The organism is Candidatus Nitrososphaera sp. 86-2, assembly GCF_056726185.1.
The window spans coordinates 1,739,655-1,754,562 of record NZ_JBWZON010000001.1; the positions used below are offsets into that span (position 1 = coordinate 1,739,655).

General features: G+C 44.2%; 20 protein-coding genes. 6 read left to right on the top strand and 14 right to left on the bottom strand.

Annotated elements, in window-relative coordinates; translation table 11 throughout:
* Positions 1–65 precede the first annotated feature (65 nt).
* A complete protein-coding gene (locus ACYOR7_RS10380) occupies positions 66–323 on the bottom strand; it encodes a hypothetical protein (protein ID WP_479913873.1) in 258 nt (85 codons plus the stop codon).
* A 163-nt stretch (positions 324–486) separates the two neighbouring features.
* On the opposite strand from ACYOR7_RS10380, the gene ACYOR7_RS10385 reads away from it, so the two are divergent.
* On the top strand, positions 487–1,098 hold the full coding sequence (locus ACYOR7_RS10385; protein WP_479913874.1) for a hypothetical protein: 612 nt from the start codon (positions 487–489) through the stop codon (positions 1,096–1,098).
* 12 nt (positions 1,099–1,110) lie between these two features.
* Here the strand turns inward: ACYOR7_RS10385 and ACYOR7_RS10390 are convergent, their stop codons facing one another.
* Together ACYOR7_RS10390 and ACYOR7_RS10395 are read right to left on the bottom strand one after the other, a co-directional pair.
* Positions 1,111–1,380 (bottom strand): hypothetical protein, encoded by a 270-nt coding sequence (locus tag ACYOR7_RS10390; protein WP_479913875.1) that lies wholly within the window; start codon positions 1,378–1,380, stop codon positions 1,111–1,113.
* A 1,266-nt stretch (positions 1,381–2,646) separates the two neighbouring features.
* Positions 2,647–3,513, bottom strand: a complete 867-nt coding sequence (locus ACYOR7_RS10395) for a DUF72 domain-containing protein (RefSeq protein WP_479913876.1) — start codon at positions 3,511–3,513, stop codon at positions 2,647–2,649.
* 331 nt (positions 3,514–3,844) lie between these two features.
* On the opposite strand from ACYOR7_RS10395, the gene ACYOR7_RS10400 reads away from it, so the two are divergent.
* Positions 3,845–4,360: a hypothetical protein gene (locus ACYOR7_RS10400; protein WP_479913877.1), complete on the top strand. Its 516-nt coding sequence runs from the start codon at positions 3,845–3,847 to the stop codon at positions 4,358–4,360.
* A gap of 617 nt (positions 4,361–4,977) precedes the next feature.
* Here ACYOR7_RS10400 and ACYOR7_RS10405 read toward each other — a convergent pair.
* The gene (locus ACYOR7_RS10405) at positions 4,978–5,409 is read right to left on the bottom strand and encodes a cupredoxin domain-containing protein (RefSeq protein WP_479913878.1); all 432 of its coding nucleotides are present in this window, start codon (positions 5,407–5,409) and stop codon (positions 4,978–4,980) included.
* A 400-nt stretch (positions 5,410–5,809) separates the two neighbouring features.
* Between ACYOR7_RS10405 and ACYOR7_RS10410 the strand changes: the two genes are divergently transcribed.
* Positions 5,810–6,019, top strand: coding sequence for a hypothetical protein (locus ACYOR7_RS10410; RefSeq protein ID WP_479913879.1), 210 nt, complete (start codon positions 5,810–5,812; stop codon positions 6,017–6,019).
* Between the two features lie 738 nt (positions 6,020–6,757).
* On the opposite strand, the gene ACYOR7_RS10415 is transcribed toward ACYOR7_RS10410, so the two are convergent.
* Together ACYOR7_RS10415 and ACYOR7_RS10420 are read right to left on the bottom strand one after the other, a co-directional pair.
* Positions 6,758–7,009, bottom strand: a complete 252-nt coding sequence (locus tag ACYOR7_RS10415; protein ID WP_479913880.1) for a hypothetical protein — start codon at positions 7,007–7,009, stop codon at positions 6,758–6,760.
* Positions 7,010–7,293: 284 nt separating this feature from the next.
* A complete protein-coding gene (locus tag ACYOR7_RS10420) occupies positions 7,294–7,887 on the bottom strand; it encodes a hypothetical protein (protein WP_479913881.1) in 594 nt (197 codons plus the stop codon).
* Between the two features lie 491 nt (positions 7,888–8,378).
* On the opposite strand from ACYOR7_RS10420, the gene ACYOR7_RS10425 reads away from it, so the two are divergent.
* Positions 8,379–9,056, top strand: coding sequence for a hypothetical protein (locus tag ACYOR7_RS10425; protein WP_479913882.1), 678 nt, complete (start codon positions 8,379–8,381; stop codon positions 9,054–9,056).
* A gap of 104 nt (positions 9,057–9,160) precedes the next feature.
* Here the strand turns inward: ACYOR7_RS10425 and ACYOR7_RS10430 are convergent, their stop codons facing one another.
* Positions 9,161–9,517 (bottom strand): hypothetical protein, encoded by a 357-nt coding sequence (locus ACYOR7_RS10430; RefSeq protein WP_479913883.1) that lies wholly within the window; start codon positions 9,515–9,517, stop codon positions 9,161–9,163.
* 134 nt (positions 9,518–9,651) lie between these two features.
* Here ACYOR7_RS10430 and ACYOR7_RS10435 point away from each other — a divergent pair, with 134 nt between their 5' ends.
* Positions 9,652–9,966, top strand: a complete 315-nt coding sequence (locus ACYOR7_RS10435) for a hypothetical protein (protein ID WP_479913884.1) — start codon at positions 9,652–9,654, stop codon at positions 9,964–9,966.
* A gap of 111 nt (positions 9,967–10,077) precedes the next feature.
* Here ACYOR7_RS10435 and ACYOR7_RS10440 read toward each other — a convergent pair whose 3' ends face one another.
* The 7 genes from ACYOR7_RS10440 to ACYOR7_RS10470 form a co-directional block, all read right to left on the bottom strand.
* Positions 10,078–10,311: a hypothetical protein gene (locus ACYOR7_RS10440; RefSeq protein WP_479913885.1), complete on the bottom strand. Its 234-nt coding sequence runs from the start codon at positions 10,309–10,311 to the stop codon at positions 10,078–10,080.
* Positions 10,312–10,609: 298 nt separating this feature from the next.
* A complete protein-coding gene (locus tag ACYOR7_RS10445) occupies positions 10,610–10,828 on the bottom strand; it encodes a hypothetical protein (RefSeq protein WP_479913886.1) in 219 nt (72 codons plus the stop codon).
* Between the two features lie 576 nt (positions 10,829–11,404).
* Positions 11,405–11,890, bottom strand: coding sequence for a hypothetical protein (locus ACYOR7_RS10450; RefSeq protein WP_479913887.1), 486 nt, complete (start codon positions 11,888–11,890; stop codon positions 11,405–11,407).
* Between the two features lie 895 nt (positions 11,891–12,785).
* Positions 12,786–13,175 carry a hypothetical protein gene (locus tag ACYOR7_RS10455; protein WP_479913888.1) on the bottom strand — a complete coding sequence of 130 codons (390 nt, stop codon included), beginning with the start codon at positions 13,173–13,175 and terminating at the stop codon, positions 12,786–12,788.
* 33 nt (positions 13,176–13,208) lie between these two features.
* The gene (locus ACYOR7_RS10460) at positions 13,209–13,469 is read right to left on the bottom strand and encodes a hypothetical protein (protein WP_479913889.1); all 261 of its coding nucleotides are present in this window, start codon (positions 13,467–13,469) and stop codon (positions 13,209–13,211) included.
* 35 nt (positions 13,470–13,504) lie between these two features.
* The gene (locus ACYOR7_RS10465; RefSeq protein WP_479913890.1) at positions 13,505–13,795 is read right to left on the bottom strand and encodes a DUF7144 family membrane protein; all 291 of its coding nucleotides are present in this window, start codon (positions 13,793–13,795) and stop codon (positions 13,505–13,507) included.
* A gap of 3 nt (positions 13,796–13,798) precedes the next feature.
* A complete protein-coding gene (locus tag ACYOR7_RS10470; RefSeq protein ID WP_479913891.1) occupies positions 13,799–13,960 on the bottom strand; it encodes a hypothetical protein in 162 nt (53 codons plus the stop codon).
* Positions 13,961–14,333: 373 nt separating this feature from the next.
* On the opposite strand from ACYOR7_RS10470, the gene ACYOR7_RS10475 reads away from it, so the two are divergent.
* Positions 14,334–14,648, top strand: coding sequence for a hypothetical protein (locus ACYOR7_RS10475; protein ID WP_479913892.1), 315 nt, complete (start codon positions 14,334–14,336; stop codon positions 14,646–14,648).
* Positions 14,649–14,908 lie beyond the last annotated feature (260 nt).

Genomic DNA, 14,908 nt, shown 5'->3' on the forward strand with positions numbered 1-14,908 from the left:
TATCCTGCTTTAGAAAAATACCGGCCATTAATCTCCTTCATTATCATATGGATTGTAATCTCTTGCTAGCTGCAGAATGGTATGTTAGATTCTCTTGCATACATTCTACCATCCAGATTTTTTACACCCAGTAGCATCGAGGCGACGCACAACTCACTGTGCGCCGATGCTATCCTTTCTGTCCAGAACCTCTTACGGTCGGCGCTGAGGTAGATTTCTTTCTTGTACGTTGGAGCTAGAAGAAAGAAGGCATCCGCTACCGACATTTCCCGCTCGTCTTGCGATCCTTTTGCCTTTGCATCGGCAGACTCTTTTGCTCCCACCGCGTATGGTTCAAGTAGGCGTTATTTTTCTGCTGCCTTCTACACTAGGATGTCCATCCTCCCAATTACTTTCGAGCGGGAAACAGAATCTTCTTTTTATCTATGAAGAAAGAAAAAGTCCCTTTACGAATCCCATTATTATTTCCTCTACGAAAATGATCCTATGTCAAGCGAGAATAACGCATTAGATTTTGTAGACTGGAAGGAACTGAAGGGAAAAGAGGCTCGAGGAGTCGACAAAAAAGTTGACCTTGGAGAAATTCAAGGCATTGGAAGGACATATGTCGTAACCAAGAAGGGACTTGTAAGCAAGGACAAATTCTATATCCCAAAAGCACTAGCTGAAAAATACGATGGTAAGACAGTATGGTTCAATGTAACAGAAGCGCTGAAGCAGCAATTCATCCGCGAAAATCCACCGGCAGACGAGGAGATGGCAAAGTACAGGACGGCACAATCGCCAACATATGTTGATGACAAAATAGTGATAGTGTCAGAGAGTCCAGTTGTGGAGGAAGGAGCATTAGCGGCTCAGAGCAGAGAAGAACTGCCCATACGAGACTGGAGTAGAATAGTCCACAAGAATGTCCGTACCATGGATGGCGAGCCCATTGGCAATATTGTCGCAATATACCCCGATTCATTCCATGTGGAAACCCCCGGGTCACAGATGGCATATGACATCCCGAAAACTGAAGTCGAAGGGTTTGACGGAGGAGAGGTGCGGCTGAAGGCGCCGATAGCAGACCTGGAGCGGTATGTAAAAAAGCGGTAGGAAGGAATCCCTCTAATCTACAGATTCCTTTACCTTTTCCTTTCGATATTCTGCATCAATATCCTTACCTGAATCCTTGACCTTGTTTGCCACCGCTTTGGCTGCCGCAGTGACACTATTTGCAGCCCTTTCCACATCGTCCAAATTGCCAGAGGCCGCGTCCTTTGCATCTTCTTTCATTTTCTCCATCTGGTATTCGGCCTTTAGGTCATTAGGGGCATCTGCAATCTTGTTTGCAGCCGCCTTTGCACCGGCCTTGACTTTGTCTTCGGTATCTACCATATCCGGCTTTCTTACTCACGATGAAATAATAATGAATTTCGGATTTATTGATCGAGCCTTAAAAGAGAGATAGTGACGCACCAGACAAGGTTGTTGTTTTTGTTGCCATTCTCTGCTCTAATGAGTAGAATCTAACGTAATAATTAGCAGGAGCGCCGATGCGGTGTGAATAATAACAAACTACGCAATAACACAAACTACAGCAAGTGACTTCACAATATCCGCGCTCCTCCTAAGTATACTCTGGACAGGCATCTCTTATGGGGCGCGGATATCTTACTTCAGAATCCCTTTATTTAGAATTGATAGAGAGGCCTCTAGGCTATGATGACCTTCTAAGTTTTGCATACTCAGAGATTATTTACCTTGTCTTTCTTGCAAATATCTCTCGTAAAAAAGAAGCGAGCACATCTACCCGCGAGCGCTTCCTCCGCATGCCTCCGATAGAACTCTGTCTTGTTGGAGGGGCGTGGAGGGGCCGCGGGTAGTATATCTCACAACAGCTGACAGGAGAAAAGAAGAAGAAGGAGGTCAGAAGGGTTCTGGTGCTTTTACAAGGCCTCTGCCCGCAAACCCGGCCCATTTCTGATCCCGGGTTCACTTGATGCTGCGCGCAATTTTGAATGCTCTGCTCTCTTTTTCTCGCATTCTTGCGATTGTAATAATCTGTAATGATATACTGCAATACCTGACCGGGGCGCATAACCTTAACTCCATCTTGAAATTGATAAAACAAGCCACTCTCGACCGTATTTACCGAGTATTCTCAGTCTTTTGAAGAGCATTTTTGTAAAGCGCAAGTTGGCAAGTGACTATTTGGCGCTTAATTCTTTTTGTAACTTTGAAATCTGACCTACGCCTTTAATGCTAGCATTATCGACTAGCCTTTTTGTAATAGTTCAATTTATTCTGCTGGCTGGTACGTGCCTTCAAATTAGAAATACTGCATTGTATGCCGATCTTGATTACTTCGCAAATTTGCTGTGCGTTTTCTCTGCCCAACCACTTTTGCAATGGTTTTTCAATGTCATTAATTGAGTAGTAGCACTCGGCATGAAAGACCAAGCCGTTTGCCTGCAGTATCTTTGCAATTACTCTGCTGAATTCCTCTCCCCATAAGGTCGTCTAACGCCTTTTGTAGAACGTCGCCACGAACTGGCTGTGCAGAAACCTTGACTCTGACCAAATGTATGTGTGCGCGCGAAAACACTTCGCATCTTTTAGTCTCATAAGTCTTACGCATCTAAAATTCACGCTTTTTTCTAATTATGAGAATTTGTCTAAACTTGGCTTTTCACCGGTCACATGCGCCCTTGCTCTTTCCAACACATTGCTTTGTTCGTTTGACAAGCCTGCAGTCATTTCTTTGAATTCGAGTGCGTTTACAACTGCCTTACCCGCGTAGTGATTGTTAAAGTAAATTCGCAGAGTTTTGATTTGTTCTCTAATGGCTTTTACCTTCTCTGCCCAAAGTTCTAACTCGTTCTTGTCATACAGATAATTATACCAAAAGCCTTTGTTTCTGCCATGAATTCTGATGAAGGCATGATTCGCTGTTATTGCCGTCTCTGACAAGAATTCGATTTGTTTTTCTGGCGAGTCCGTCATTACGCATGCGATATTGTGCTGCCTCAGCAATTCTAATGCGCCTTCTGTCTGCCAGCTTGCATGGCGAAATTCTAGCGCATAGTCATAGTCCGAAGGCAATCTTTCCAAGAATTTTTCAAGATTTGAATAATCCTCTATCGTAAAGTTTGGCGACATTTGAAATAGAACCGCGCCGAGCTTTTTGTTTTGTTTCAAGCGCGATATTCGCTCCAAGACCTCGTCAAAGGCAGACATAGCGCCCAAATCAATGCGTAGTTTCTTTTCTTTGGTAATAGTTTCAGGCACTTTAACCGAGAACTCGAAATTGGCTGGCGTGGCGTTTATCATACCGGCGAACGTGCTTCGGCCCATTTTTGAGTAGAATTCTTTGTAATAAATCGCGTCAAACTCGGCTGTGTTAAAGAACCGAGAGTAATATGGCAGCTTTTTAGTCGTTGAATTTGGGTAAAATGAGCCTACCCAGCCACCCTTTTCTGCTTTGTCGCCATATGACCAGCCAGAGCAGCCTACTAGAACTTTGCCCATTCAATGTCCACCGTATGCTGACAGTACCTCTCTCATATCGCCCTCTTGAACTTTACAGCCGAACGGCAACTTGCTCGATCTTAACTTTTACAATCCCTCTTTCTTGATAAGAAAGACCTGCCAGCCCCAGTTTGCAACCATGAAGGCAAAGAAAAGCAAAATGATTATCTTAGATTGCCATACCCGTTAAGTTATGTGTACCGAATTAGCGCCTTTCTTTGTATCTCATAGTGGTAAAGACAAGGCAATACTTGACGGTGTAATAGAGGCGTTTGATTTTTACAACAAGACCCAAGCATGCACCCCTCATAATAAGCGGCATTATATCATAATGAATGAAGATAGGTTGAAAGCTAGTCAAGAACCCTATTGGCAACAAATCAAGAATCAAATCGAAAGGTCTGATGCACTGATATTAATTATTTCAGAAGGCATAACTCAAAAAGAATTCACGCAGAACTGGGTAGCTTTTGAGGTCGGCGTGGCTGCTGGTTGCAACCCGCCAAAGCCGGTAATTGCAATTCAAGGTCAGGCTGTGCGCGTACCAATACCTTACGTTACCCATTACTTCTCCTATTCTAATACTCTGCCGCCTTCGAATGTAAAGAAGCCAGAATCATGGCGGGGGCAATTCAACATTCTCATTTACACGCTGTTTGCTAACACCGAATACAAGCCAGAACAGCCAATAATACACTGCCCTATGTGCAATTCAAAATACCACTATCATGGGCCAGAACTCATTATCAAATGCCCGTGCTGCCCATGCATTATTCAAAAGAAGTTGACACCAGACGCTGAAAGAGAATTGACTTACGAAAAATGGTGTGCTGACGGCAAGCGATAGTTAATAACGCCTGCTTGCATCTCGTATTCAAACGGCGTCGTAGCCGAATTGCTTAGTATTTTTGCCAAGTCTACTTTGAGGCTCGAGATTCGTACATTTTTTTGTCTTCTTTGCATAAGAAAAGCTCAGTGAAGACACACATGTGTGTCTAATAGTAGATAACTCGTTTATCTTTTCATTGCGAAGATTTGGTTGTGAGGTTAGGAGTTGTTTTTCTTTTACCGGCGACCGCATTTTTGGCGCTTTTTCTAACGGTCTCGGCAAGTGACAACAACAATGCCTATGCTGATTGTCTCTTTTATGACAATAACGAATTGGCGAACTGCAAATCTGACCAAACGGTCTTGAATGCACCCGTGATTGCACCAGCATCTAACATTTACGAACCCCTATTAGCACTTTCAATAGCTGGCATGGCGTGCGCATCGGTAGCGGCCTCGGCCGTAGTAATCTACGGGCAAATAAGTCACAAGTCTGACGGCCAATGTTCATTATGAAGAATCAAGTGCACACGTCGCTAATAGAAAAAGAGTTAATGTGCTAGCGCGTAGAGCTAATTAAATGGATTCACTCGTCGAAACAGGTCAGGACAAGTTTATCTCATTATGTAAGTAAAGCTAGCGCGGCGGCAAAACTGTGATTGTGCCTCGCAGCCAAGGGTACGGCTCGCTATGATAGCCGAACGTACCGGGCTTTGTAAAAACGAACTCGAATGTCTGATTCGGCAGCAAAGCCGTTGCGTTAGTTGTTGTTGCAGCATAAAAGTCAGGGTCTGTTGTATTATTGTCTGCTTTAATTGTCACTGCAGCAATGTCTTTGTTAACCCATACTACCATATTATTTTGCCCTATCATAACCGTCAATGATGCCGGTTCAAAATTCTTGCTTGAATTTTGAGTCGAAGCGCCAGAAGGTATAGTCACGTACGAAATGTCTTTGTGTGCATATTTGCTCTGAAAAGAAGGGCCAGCGTCAAGAATGTAGAATGCGACAACCAAAGCGATGCCCACAAAAAGACCTGCGGCAATTGCAGGCGCAATACTAGCCATTGGCCATATTTGGCGATTCGAAGTTATCAAGTTTGTCTGAATTTGACAGAAAGAGACTTTGCACACAGCGTACAAATTGAACGATCATAGTATTTGTGACAAAACAGGTGACAAGAAGGATAACTTCCTCAGCCTGGTAAAGAATAAGGGCTATAACACAGAAAATTAACTGCCGAATTGAAAACTTGATGGCTCCGCCGGATGTGAAATACGGGGGCTACGGAGACAGCACCGGCGGAGCGAGCGAAACGATCTGTCGGCATTTGATATTCGTCGGCGCGAAATTAAACAGTCTAGTGTACATTGCAACTGGATGCAGGGCAGAGTTTACCTCTAGAATGTCGTCTTAAACCCTTTAATGAAATTTGTACTTATCTAATCTAGAGTAAAAATGGGATTGTTGACTTGGGTCCTAATCGCGGTAATAGTCCTAGTGATAATTGGGATAGGTGCCAGCACGTTCTTTTCAGGTCTTTGGACGGGAGCGCAAAAAGTCGGCAACAATCCAGTTGTTCAGAATCTTACCGACCAAGGCAAGCAGTTTGCCAGAGAAGCAGTTCAGAACGCTACAAGCAAGATTCAGAATACTACAATTGGGATACCGAAGTAGTCAAATCATAGGATCCGAGTTTTTCGAATATTCGTATATATTGCGTATTTGCATATTTGAATATGGGAGTGTATTAGGGGGTTTTAAACGATAATGGGCTCGGTAATGTTTTGCCAACAGTCGATGCAATAATCCCCTTCGGCTTGAAATATCTGAGCTTCTTTTCCACAGTCATCGCATTTGAATTCCCATTCGAGGAGTTGCATGTGCTCTAGTCTTGGTATACTTCGCGAATATTACATTTAACAGTGCACGTTTCTAATGCAATCAAAAGCATTTGCTTGTTTTATTTGTGTGTACTAGACTATACTCCGATAGCTAGCCAAGGTAGGAAATTAAGTAAACAGAGCCCGCAAGGTTAGAGGTCCTTTATGAGTTTGATAATGCAGGAATAATGCATTGCCTATGGGAGAGTTGCTTCAAGCAAATGCAAAACTCATTAAGATAATGGCTGGGAAAGCTGGCCGGACGATTTGGGTTGTCGTAATGTATGCGAAAGACATCCTGATGCCACGCAAAAGCTCGCTAACTATTCTACAGGCTGGTGGTGCAGGCTATGCGAAAGATCTTTTACCATAGGACCGCGCTGTCCTTGCTGTGGAATGTTAATGAGAGCCGCGCCTAGACGCGCCAAGGGAAGGATGAAAGACCATGTCCCCGATTTTTTGCGCGAAATGTCAGCTCTGCATTTTAGTGCAGAGGCTAGCTCATGATGCCAAGACAGTGAATAAGCTCTGCCTATCCTTTCAAAGCCAGCTTGACGGGGCAGGGCGTAGCGGTGCAGCTCTTCTTGTGGGCCTCCAACCTGTCTAATAGTTTGAATAATACCTTATCAAGAATCGCTTCTTTCTGCGCTGCTGTTCTGCCGGCGCATTCAAAATCTAATGCACTTGGAGAAGTTTCTCTAAAGATGCCCTCTCCGTACTGGCCGGAAAGCGCGGAAAGGACTCGCCTAAGGATGAGTATAGGGACCTTCTTGAATGTCGGCACGTTCTCTCCGTTTTGGAAGGTCTGACGCTTTGGAGATTCCCTTTTCGGTCGTTTTGGCCGAATCGTCAGAAATTGTCTTTCTATCGCTGTAGCGTGAAAGCAAGACCAAGGCATCTTCTAATGATATGGTCAGGTTGAAGGATACATTAACTTCTTTTGGGACCATCCGTCAAAAATTGTCTGCGGAAAAATGGAATAATCGAATGTGATAGAGGCCGATGCGAATAAAACATCCATACGGGACCCCTAAACTCGGGATCCCAGCCTTTCGGTCGATTTCTTGTCTATACTTGCTCCCTCATTCTCGACGAACGGTCTGTAAGCTCTCTCGATGTACGTGCTACATTAGATACCGTGTCGGCATACACCCGTGCCATCTCTCTAGCGCTTTCTCTGAATTGATCGAGACTAAGTGATGCCGCCTCCAGGTTTGCGAATATGGTTCTGTTAGCCGCCTTCGACGCGACAATTGCTGCATCAGCGAATGAGGTGGCCATCCTTGAATATTGTTCTGCTGCAGCCTCTGGAGACATGGGGAAACCCCACCATGATTCCATCTGTCGTATATTCTGGTTCCATGTGGATTGCATAGAATTTATTGCACTCTTTTGAGAATCGAAATAGCTCTCTGCAACATCTCGTGAGACATTGATACTCTTTGTTTGGTAATCCTTTGCTACCTGAGTATATCTTGGAATTTCCTGTTCTGCTTCGTTAAGGCTCCTTCTAATATTTTCTTTGCTTTCGTCGAAAGACCTAGAAATTGCGTTGCTCTGCTCTCGGCCGATCTCCTCTAAACGTCGAGAAGGTTCACTTCCGCTTTCTGGTTTCACGGGGGAAGCAGCTGTATCTTTTTTTTCATCTTTTCTTGATGCCATGACTATGCTTCTCACGCTTATCTGTTAATACAGTTTTGATTAGAATTTACCTTTTTAAGGTAATCAAGGGAGGGAGTATTAATCAGTAACATCTGACAAGGTCATTTTTTCCTGTCAGATTTATCCTAGTCCGGGTAATAGGCCTACTACAAATGTAACTTCTGATTAGTGACAGGAAATGTTAGGAGAAAATCGACTTCGCGGACAAGGCTACCGGAGGGCACCTAGCGTGTCCATACGCCAATTCTGAACGGGAAACGGACGATGGACAAAATCTTGTCCGCTGACAAAACACTAACTTTGTCCGTCCGTCCGCATGATTTTCTCCAAACCTTGCACATAGTACATAGTACATAGTACAGTGAAACCTCTTATCACCTCTTCAGAATGCATTTGGAAGGCGAAAAGAATTCTTTTCAAGACAATTAGACTAGAATATCAAGTTAGTCGTACGACGAATCTCATTATAATTATGAAAGGGGAAAGTAGCCATGACTGATGATAGCCCGATAGACCACGTAGACTGGAAGGAGCTCAGAGGAAAGGAAGCCAGAGGAGTCGATAAGAACGTGGATTTGGGTGAAATTCAGGAAATTGGGACTTCATATGTAATCACACAAAAAGGGCGTGTGAGCAGAGACAAGTTCTACATTCCGAAATACCTTGCGCAAAGATATGATGGGAAAAAGGTATGGTTCAACGTAACTGATGCAATGATGGCGGAATTCAAACGAGAAAGCCCCCCTATTGCCGAAGAATATACACGATACAAAAAGCCTGATACGCCCATGGATATCGAAGATAGACTCGTTGTCGTTTCACAGGTACCTGTAAGTACCGAAGGAATAAAGGAGGTGGAGACAATTGAAGAAATAACCATACCAGCCAAGGCGACGACAACAACAACGACGACACCTGCTACTTCCGACTCGCCAAGAGATCTACCAGTGCTGGAATGGGAAAATACTCTTCACAAGGGTGTTCGTACTATGGATGGTGAACCGGTAGGAAACGTGATAGCTCTCTATCCCGATTCAATCCACGTTGAAAGTGAAGGTTCAAAAATCAAATATGATATACCCAAGAACGAAGTCTCAGGATTTGACGGAGCAGAAGTACGATTGAAGGCTCCGATTGTGGATTTGGAAAGGTACGTTACTGAGCGTTAACGTGATACTGTCCAGGCCTTGCTGCTTATTAGAGGATTGGATGTACAACAAAACCCATTACCACAGTAAGCATGTTATAAAAATTCAAGTCTAAAAAATTGTGTTTAGGACTCAGCGAAGTGGCTATTCCTATCTTTGTTTAGATTCTGAATCAAGAACTCTGTAATCTCTGAAACCAATTCTTCATGGTAGTACGGAGCCCTGATCATTACGGCCAAAGTTGCCTTTCTCCCATAGTCTACGATATATCTCGACATAGGAAAGAAGTACATGTCAAAATAATCAAAATACAAGCTGAATAGTTTGGGTTGTCCAAAAAAATCAGCATTACTCTCTGTCATACTGGCGATGATCTCTGTCTGCAAAAATAGAGCCTTGAACTTCTGCTCATCAGGAATGGGCGTTTCGTCGCGTGCGTACATTGCAAGCAGATTGGCATTCTCAATTATGCCTACTCCCATTATGTTATCCCGTAGATTGCATATGTCTCTACACAACTGGAAGTTATCCAACACGATGATTCCTCCAGATCACAATATCCGGTATGATCTACGTTCCCCGTTTATATCAATAGGACTCGTTAAGAAACAGTGTCTTGCCCAAAAAATGGACAAAGAACGGGGGCGGAAACCATCATGACCATCGTAGCCGTGATGTTACCACCCCTCTTCCAGCATACAAACTTGAAATTGCGCTGATAGAAAGCTTGGATGTATTGGGTGAGAAGAGCATTCTAGGCATCTTGATCGAACTCGCGTTGAATGGTATCAACCTTTCAGACCCTTCCGCATACTATTCCTTGGAACAACTTGAGCCTGTTATCCACAAAGTGTTAGGTCGACAAGCTACTCCTATTCTGCTAGAAAGGATCACACAAGAGCTGGATAGACAGGAAGAAGCTGACGAATAGTATTTGTCCAAAGTCCTGTCCAGAGTGACCCTCAAGTACACACACCAACGAACTCATTACCACAGTAAGCATGTTACAGAAATCGGATTTCCTCTATAAGTCGCCGATATACTATCGGTTCATCGCTCTGCCCGCCTTCTTATACATCGTTTGAAGTCTGTTAATCGCCTCCATACATGCTTGACGCGTTTCTTCTTGCGTGCTGACAGTTCTTATCTCTTCTAAATAGGGAATGGCCTTTTCTCCATACCCTGCCAATAACTCGAGCGATATCGTCTGGATGTCGGGGCTTTCTCCCCATTTTACATCTTCAGCGAGAGCTTTGAGGTAGCTTTCTTCGCTCACCGTCTACAATACTCAATTTTAATAATAATGGGTTTAGCCATTTTAGTTTCGCTATCTTTTGAATGAGCGGACAGGCAGACACAAAGGCACTGTTTTACATTATTTCTGTCCAAGCAATAACCCTGCAAGACAGCAGCTTGGGTTTCGGCTCCGTTCGCCAGAACTCGCTATTACGTCAGAGGAGAAAGGCCAAACATGAAGCTGGCCGATAAGAGCCCATCTGCCTGGAGGAGTTTTTGCATAATCGTTGTTTCATGACTAACTTTAGGCAGATCCCTTTCTTGATTGTGGGCGCACTTTACCTATGCGTAGTAGATTTTGATTCTGGTTCAAACTTGTGGCCATTCTCGCTATAAGCAGTCTTGAAATCTTGAAGCATGGATTGCTTGAGATTGTCAGCAAGTTCTGCTAGCTCGTGCTGATCATTAAGTTCCGACTTGCGCCTCGGATCCAGCCCAAGCGACCGCAAGTCATCTAGGATTTTCCCTTCTATCTCCTTCTGATCCGGACGTGACATGGAGGGTTTTGCGCAATCACAGCTGATAAAAGTTGCTTAACCATCGCTAAAAACTTGTGTTGTCAGCCTTTAATGTCTCTTAACCATCTGTCCTAACGCGGTTCCGCAAGACTCTCTATCGCTCTTGTCTGCAGCCGCCTTTGCACCGGCCTTGACCTTGTCCTCAATGTCTCTACCATATCCGGCTTTTTCTTATCTACAAATAAATAATAAGAAATTTTGGCGTTATTGGTGAGCGAGCAGCAAAGAGGAGATAGTGACACACCAGACAAGGTCGTTGTTGCCATTTTAATCAAAGTAATCCATCATAGTATTGGAATTGATTTTCCCGTTCCCATTGCAAGTCTTGCATATTCTACCGTATTCGTACCCACCACGACATAGCCCCTCCCTTTGCAATTCTGACACTTTTCTTTCTCCATGGGCCGCGTATGAAAATTGATGTGTTATTTTATTGAGGCTCCGAGTTTGCGCGCAGAGTAATAGAAAAGTAAGACGTCAGCTATCTGGTGAGCCAAGGTTTATGATCATGATTTCCTTCAAGAAAATGGGGAGTTGCAGCCTCTGGCTACCAAGTCACTTTCCAGAAGGTGCCTCGACATTGAATCGTGCCGTTGCCGTTACATTGGATTCATCCTTCGCGCTAATGGTATGGCCGCCTTGCGTTACATTACTTGGAAGTGTTGCATTGGCGAGAAATGCGCCGGCTGCATCCGTCTTAGCAGTAGGAATCGCATTCTGGGTCGCATTGTCCAGCATAAAAGTCACCTGCTGGCTCTTGCCAAAATCAGATCCTGCAAGAGTTAGATTTCCACCCGGCTGAACTGACTGGGGCGTAATGATTAACGACGCATTGGTATTAGGTACAAGTGCAGTTTGGTTTTCAGATAGAGATAGACCTCCTGCTGCGGTTCCATTCCCTGTAGCGTTAGTACTGTTGTTGCCCGATCCTTGCGCTAGCGCTTGCGATGGAGCGGTTGCTGCCCAAAGAGCGATTGCCAGTCCTAGAGCCAGGATAGATGAGGCCAATATTTTGCCTATTCTTAGATTGTTTGACATCATGAGATTACCGTATTAAGGATTGAAATGAGTTGGGAGTACAGTGCAACCAACTTGGGGAAAAAAATTTGTATTTCAACCTGCAAGGGCCCCGCCCTCCCGAGCCGCGCTGCACACCCAAAGATGGAGGACGGGGTAAACAGACCTTGCTAGTCAAAGACACACACAGTAGCTTCGTGCACACGGGTAGCTGCAAGCCACGAAGGTGCGGGTAAACGGATACGGGCGTTAAGTCTCTACCTAGCGCATACGTAACCGACGGCCTTCATGCGTTTTTAATCTTCTTCAGATAAGCTGCACTGATGGATATTCTCTTCTCTTGCAGGTTGGAAAGGTTTTTGTTTTTAGTCTCGCCTAGTTGTTCATCTTCTTGAAAATAGCGAAGCTCATTATTACTTTGACGGCGAAGGTCTATCTAAAAAAATATGCTCTCATGCCCTGATTGTGGCTTACTTTTGGAAAAAGGCTCATTGGACGCTGAAGATCTAACATATTTCTGGAAATGCGATTCATGTCAGAGAGGGAGTTCAAGTTGGACCAGTTGAAACAACGAATTGCTGATGCCTAGAGGTCGCCATGGTAACGACCAGCATACTTGAAGCTGAAGTGTAGTCTCACTCTCTCTCTTTCTCTATCTCTTTCTCCATCTATCTATATATCTTGCACCATATGGTGCGAGCTGAATTAGATGATATGATGACCCATTTAATTGTGGAATTTTATTCTGTACTCAGATGTAGTAAGTTACTTTTTGCATTGATAACGACGAGGCCAGGCTAAGCAGGATCTCCATCGCAATACCCCATATCGGACACGACAACATTCCACCTCTGCTCCCGTTGGCCCTTCTTTATTCGTCTAATCATAGCAAAGAGGGAGAGCTGCGGGAGAGAACGAATTACTGCCTTTTTCCCATTCCTTTCGGAGTAGATTTCTTTTTACCAGTCTTCCGGGTTGAAGTGCTCCGCTTGTTTGATTCCTTCGAGGGTTTCTTTGCGCCGGATTTACTGCTCTTCTTTGCCATTCCTCGAGAAGGCTTCTTTTGATTTCTTGTCTTTGGTTGTGCAGCTCTATTCTTCTCCCCTTCTCGAGTGATGTCTCTTATTACAGTTTCAACTTCTTTACGAATGTCATCCTGAGCGGTTATAGTCCTTACCTCTTCCAAGGCTGGAATCGCCTCTTTACCATGCGAGCCTAATTCCTCTATTGACTGTTTTTGTGTCTCAGGGTCGGATGCCCATTTGGCTTCCCTTGTCAAATCTTTAACGGAGTCTGTAGATTCACTCACAAGGCATATTCACGTTCAGAAACTAATAATGAGTTACGTTAATTGTCCAATATGATGTCGGGTGACATCATGAGCCAGGATACAGGCCATCAAACAATCAGTTTCGTCAATTTTCCCTGACCTCCGTATCCATTTCAATGCGTTTAGCTCAACCCTCAAAATTTCCCACTCTGGAAACTTGATTTCATTATTGAACGTCTTCTGCTTCATTGCAATCTCTATTAGCAGTTTGTTGATGCTGTGGGGTGCTGTTTTTCTGCCACTTTCCAATAATCCATCCGCAGGGCTCGCCAATAAGCATTGAACTTCGGACTGATGCTTCTTTCTTATTACACCACGCTGGTAGCACTTTTTCCAAAGTACGCCTTGACATGCGGTCTGTACAGATAGTAGATAACTACACCAGCTATGATGATGTTGACTATCGCTCCAAAGTTCCCACCTACTAGAGATACAATTCCCATGATGACGCTGATGGCTGAGAGGATAATAGTGACCGTCCAAGCCCATCCTTTTCCCTTGAATAGGCCCCATGCCACTATGAAGGAGACTATGCCTAGTACGATGAGAACTGCCCCTACTGCTGCAGCGCCTCCACCCAAGAGTCCTACAAGGGCCATCTGTCAGCCTGCGTTTGGATTGACAGTACTCATGGTCGGGAGTGCAGAACCTACCGCCGCCAATCCTACTCCGCCTATCAGCATGATAATGCCGCTGATGACGTTCAGGATGGCGATTATGCTCACGCCTAAAGGTCTCGTTCCCGTTCCCGTTGTCGTTCTCATGATGATATAGCGATTTTATGATATTAATGAGATTGGCTTTATTTCAGGATACAATTCTCACGAGAGCCCCAAAGTGAGGAGGACTGTTGTTTCGGCTGTCCGTCTGTGTGACACTACCATAAATAGAGAAAAACAACACGGGCAAAAAGCAGAATCAATGCTGCGCTCTGTCTCCTGTTTGCTTGCTCGGTTCATGGGGCAGGGCCGTTAATCAAGTAGAACCTGTAGAACCCTTCTTTTCAAGATATTGTAAACTCATCAGCTGATGGAGTTATTCCTCCGAACGAAATGAACGTGATCAGCTGCAGAGTAAACTATCAGCTACAGTATTCTTATAAGTTAGAATACTTCTTACGATATTCGGGTTATTGTTATGCCACAAATCAATAACGACATTCTAGCCGATGCCATCTTGCATGAAATGCAGTCATTCTTAGGTCGCATAGTATACGATGTTGTAATGACTAGAATAATAGACGATTACTTGGGTGGTGATGCGGACTTGCGGAAAGCAATATTGCAAAAACCAGAAGCATTCGAGAGTGCATTTCTCGGTTTGCTAGGAGATATGGGCGTTATTCTACTTTCCAAGACTTTAGGCCAAATTGAATTCAGAAGCAATCATGCATCTTATTCTAAACAAGGTGATTTTGCGCGATATGTTACCGCAATAAAGCTGCACAAGTAAAAGCATTCATTACTCTCATCATGTCTACATTTACACCATTATTTCTCAATGATTAGGTAGTAGTCATTCTTCGGCAGAATCTTGATGACTTTTCAAGATAAACACATCTTGAGAGGGAGAGAATCCTTTAACCCGTTGTTTATCAATTTGATATTCGAGACCGTTTCTTTCACGACCGGCGCCGTATGTCAACACGAGGGCATGCGTATATAGTGTGCCGCAAAGATATGGTCTTTAGTATCATGGCTGCCAAGCTGTAC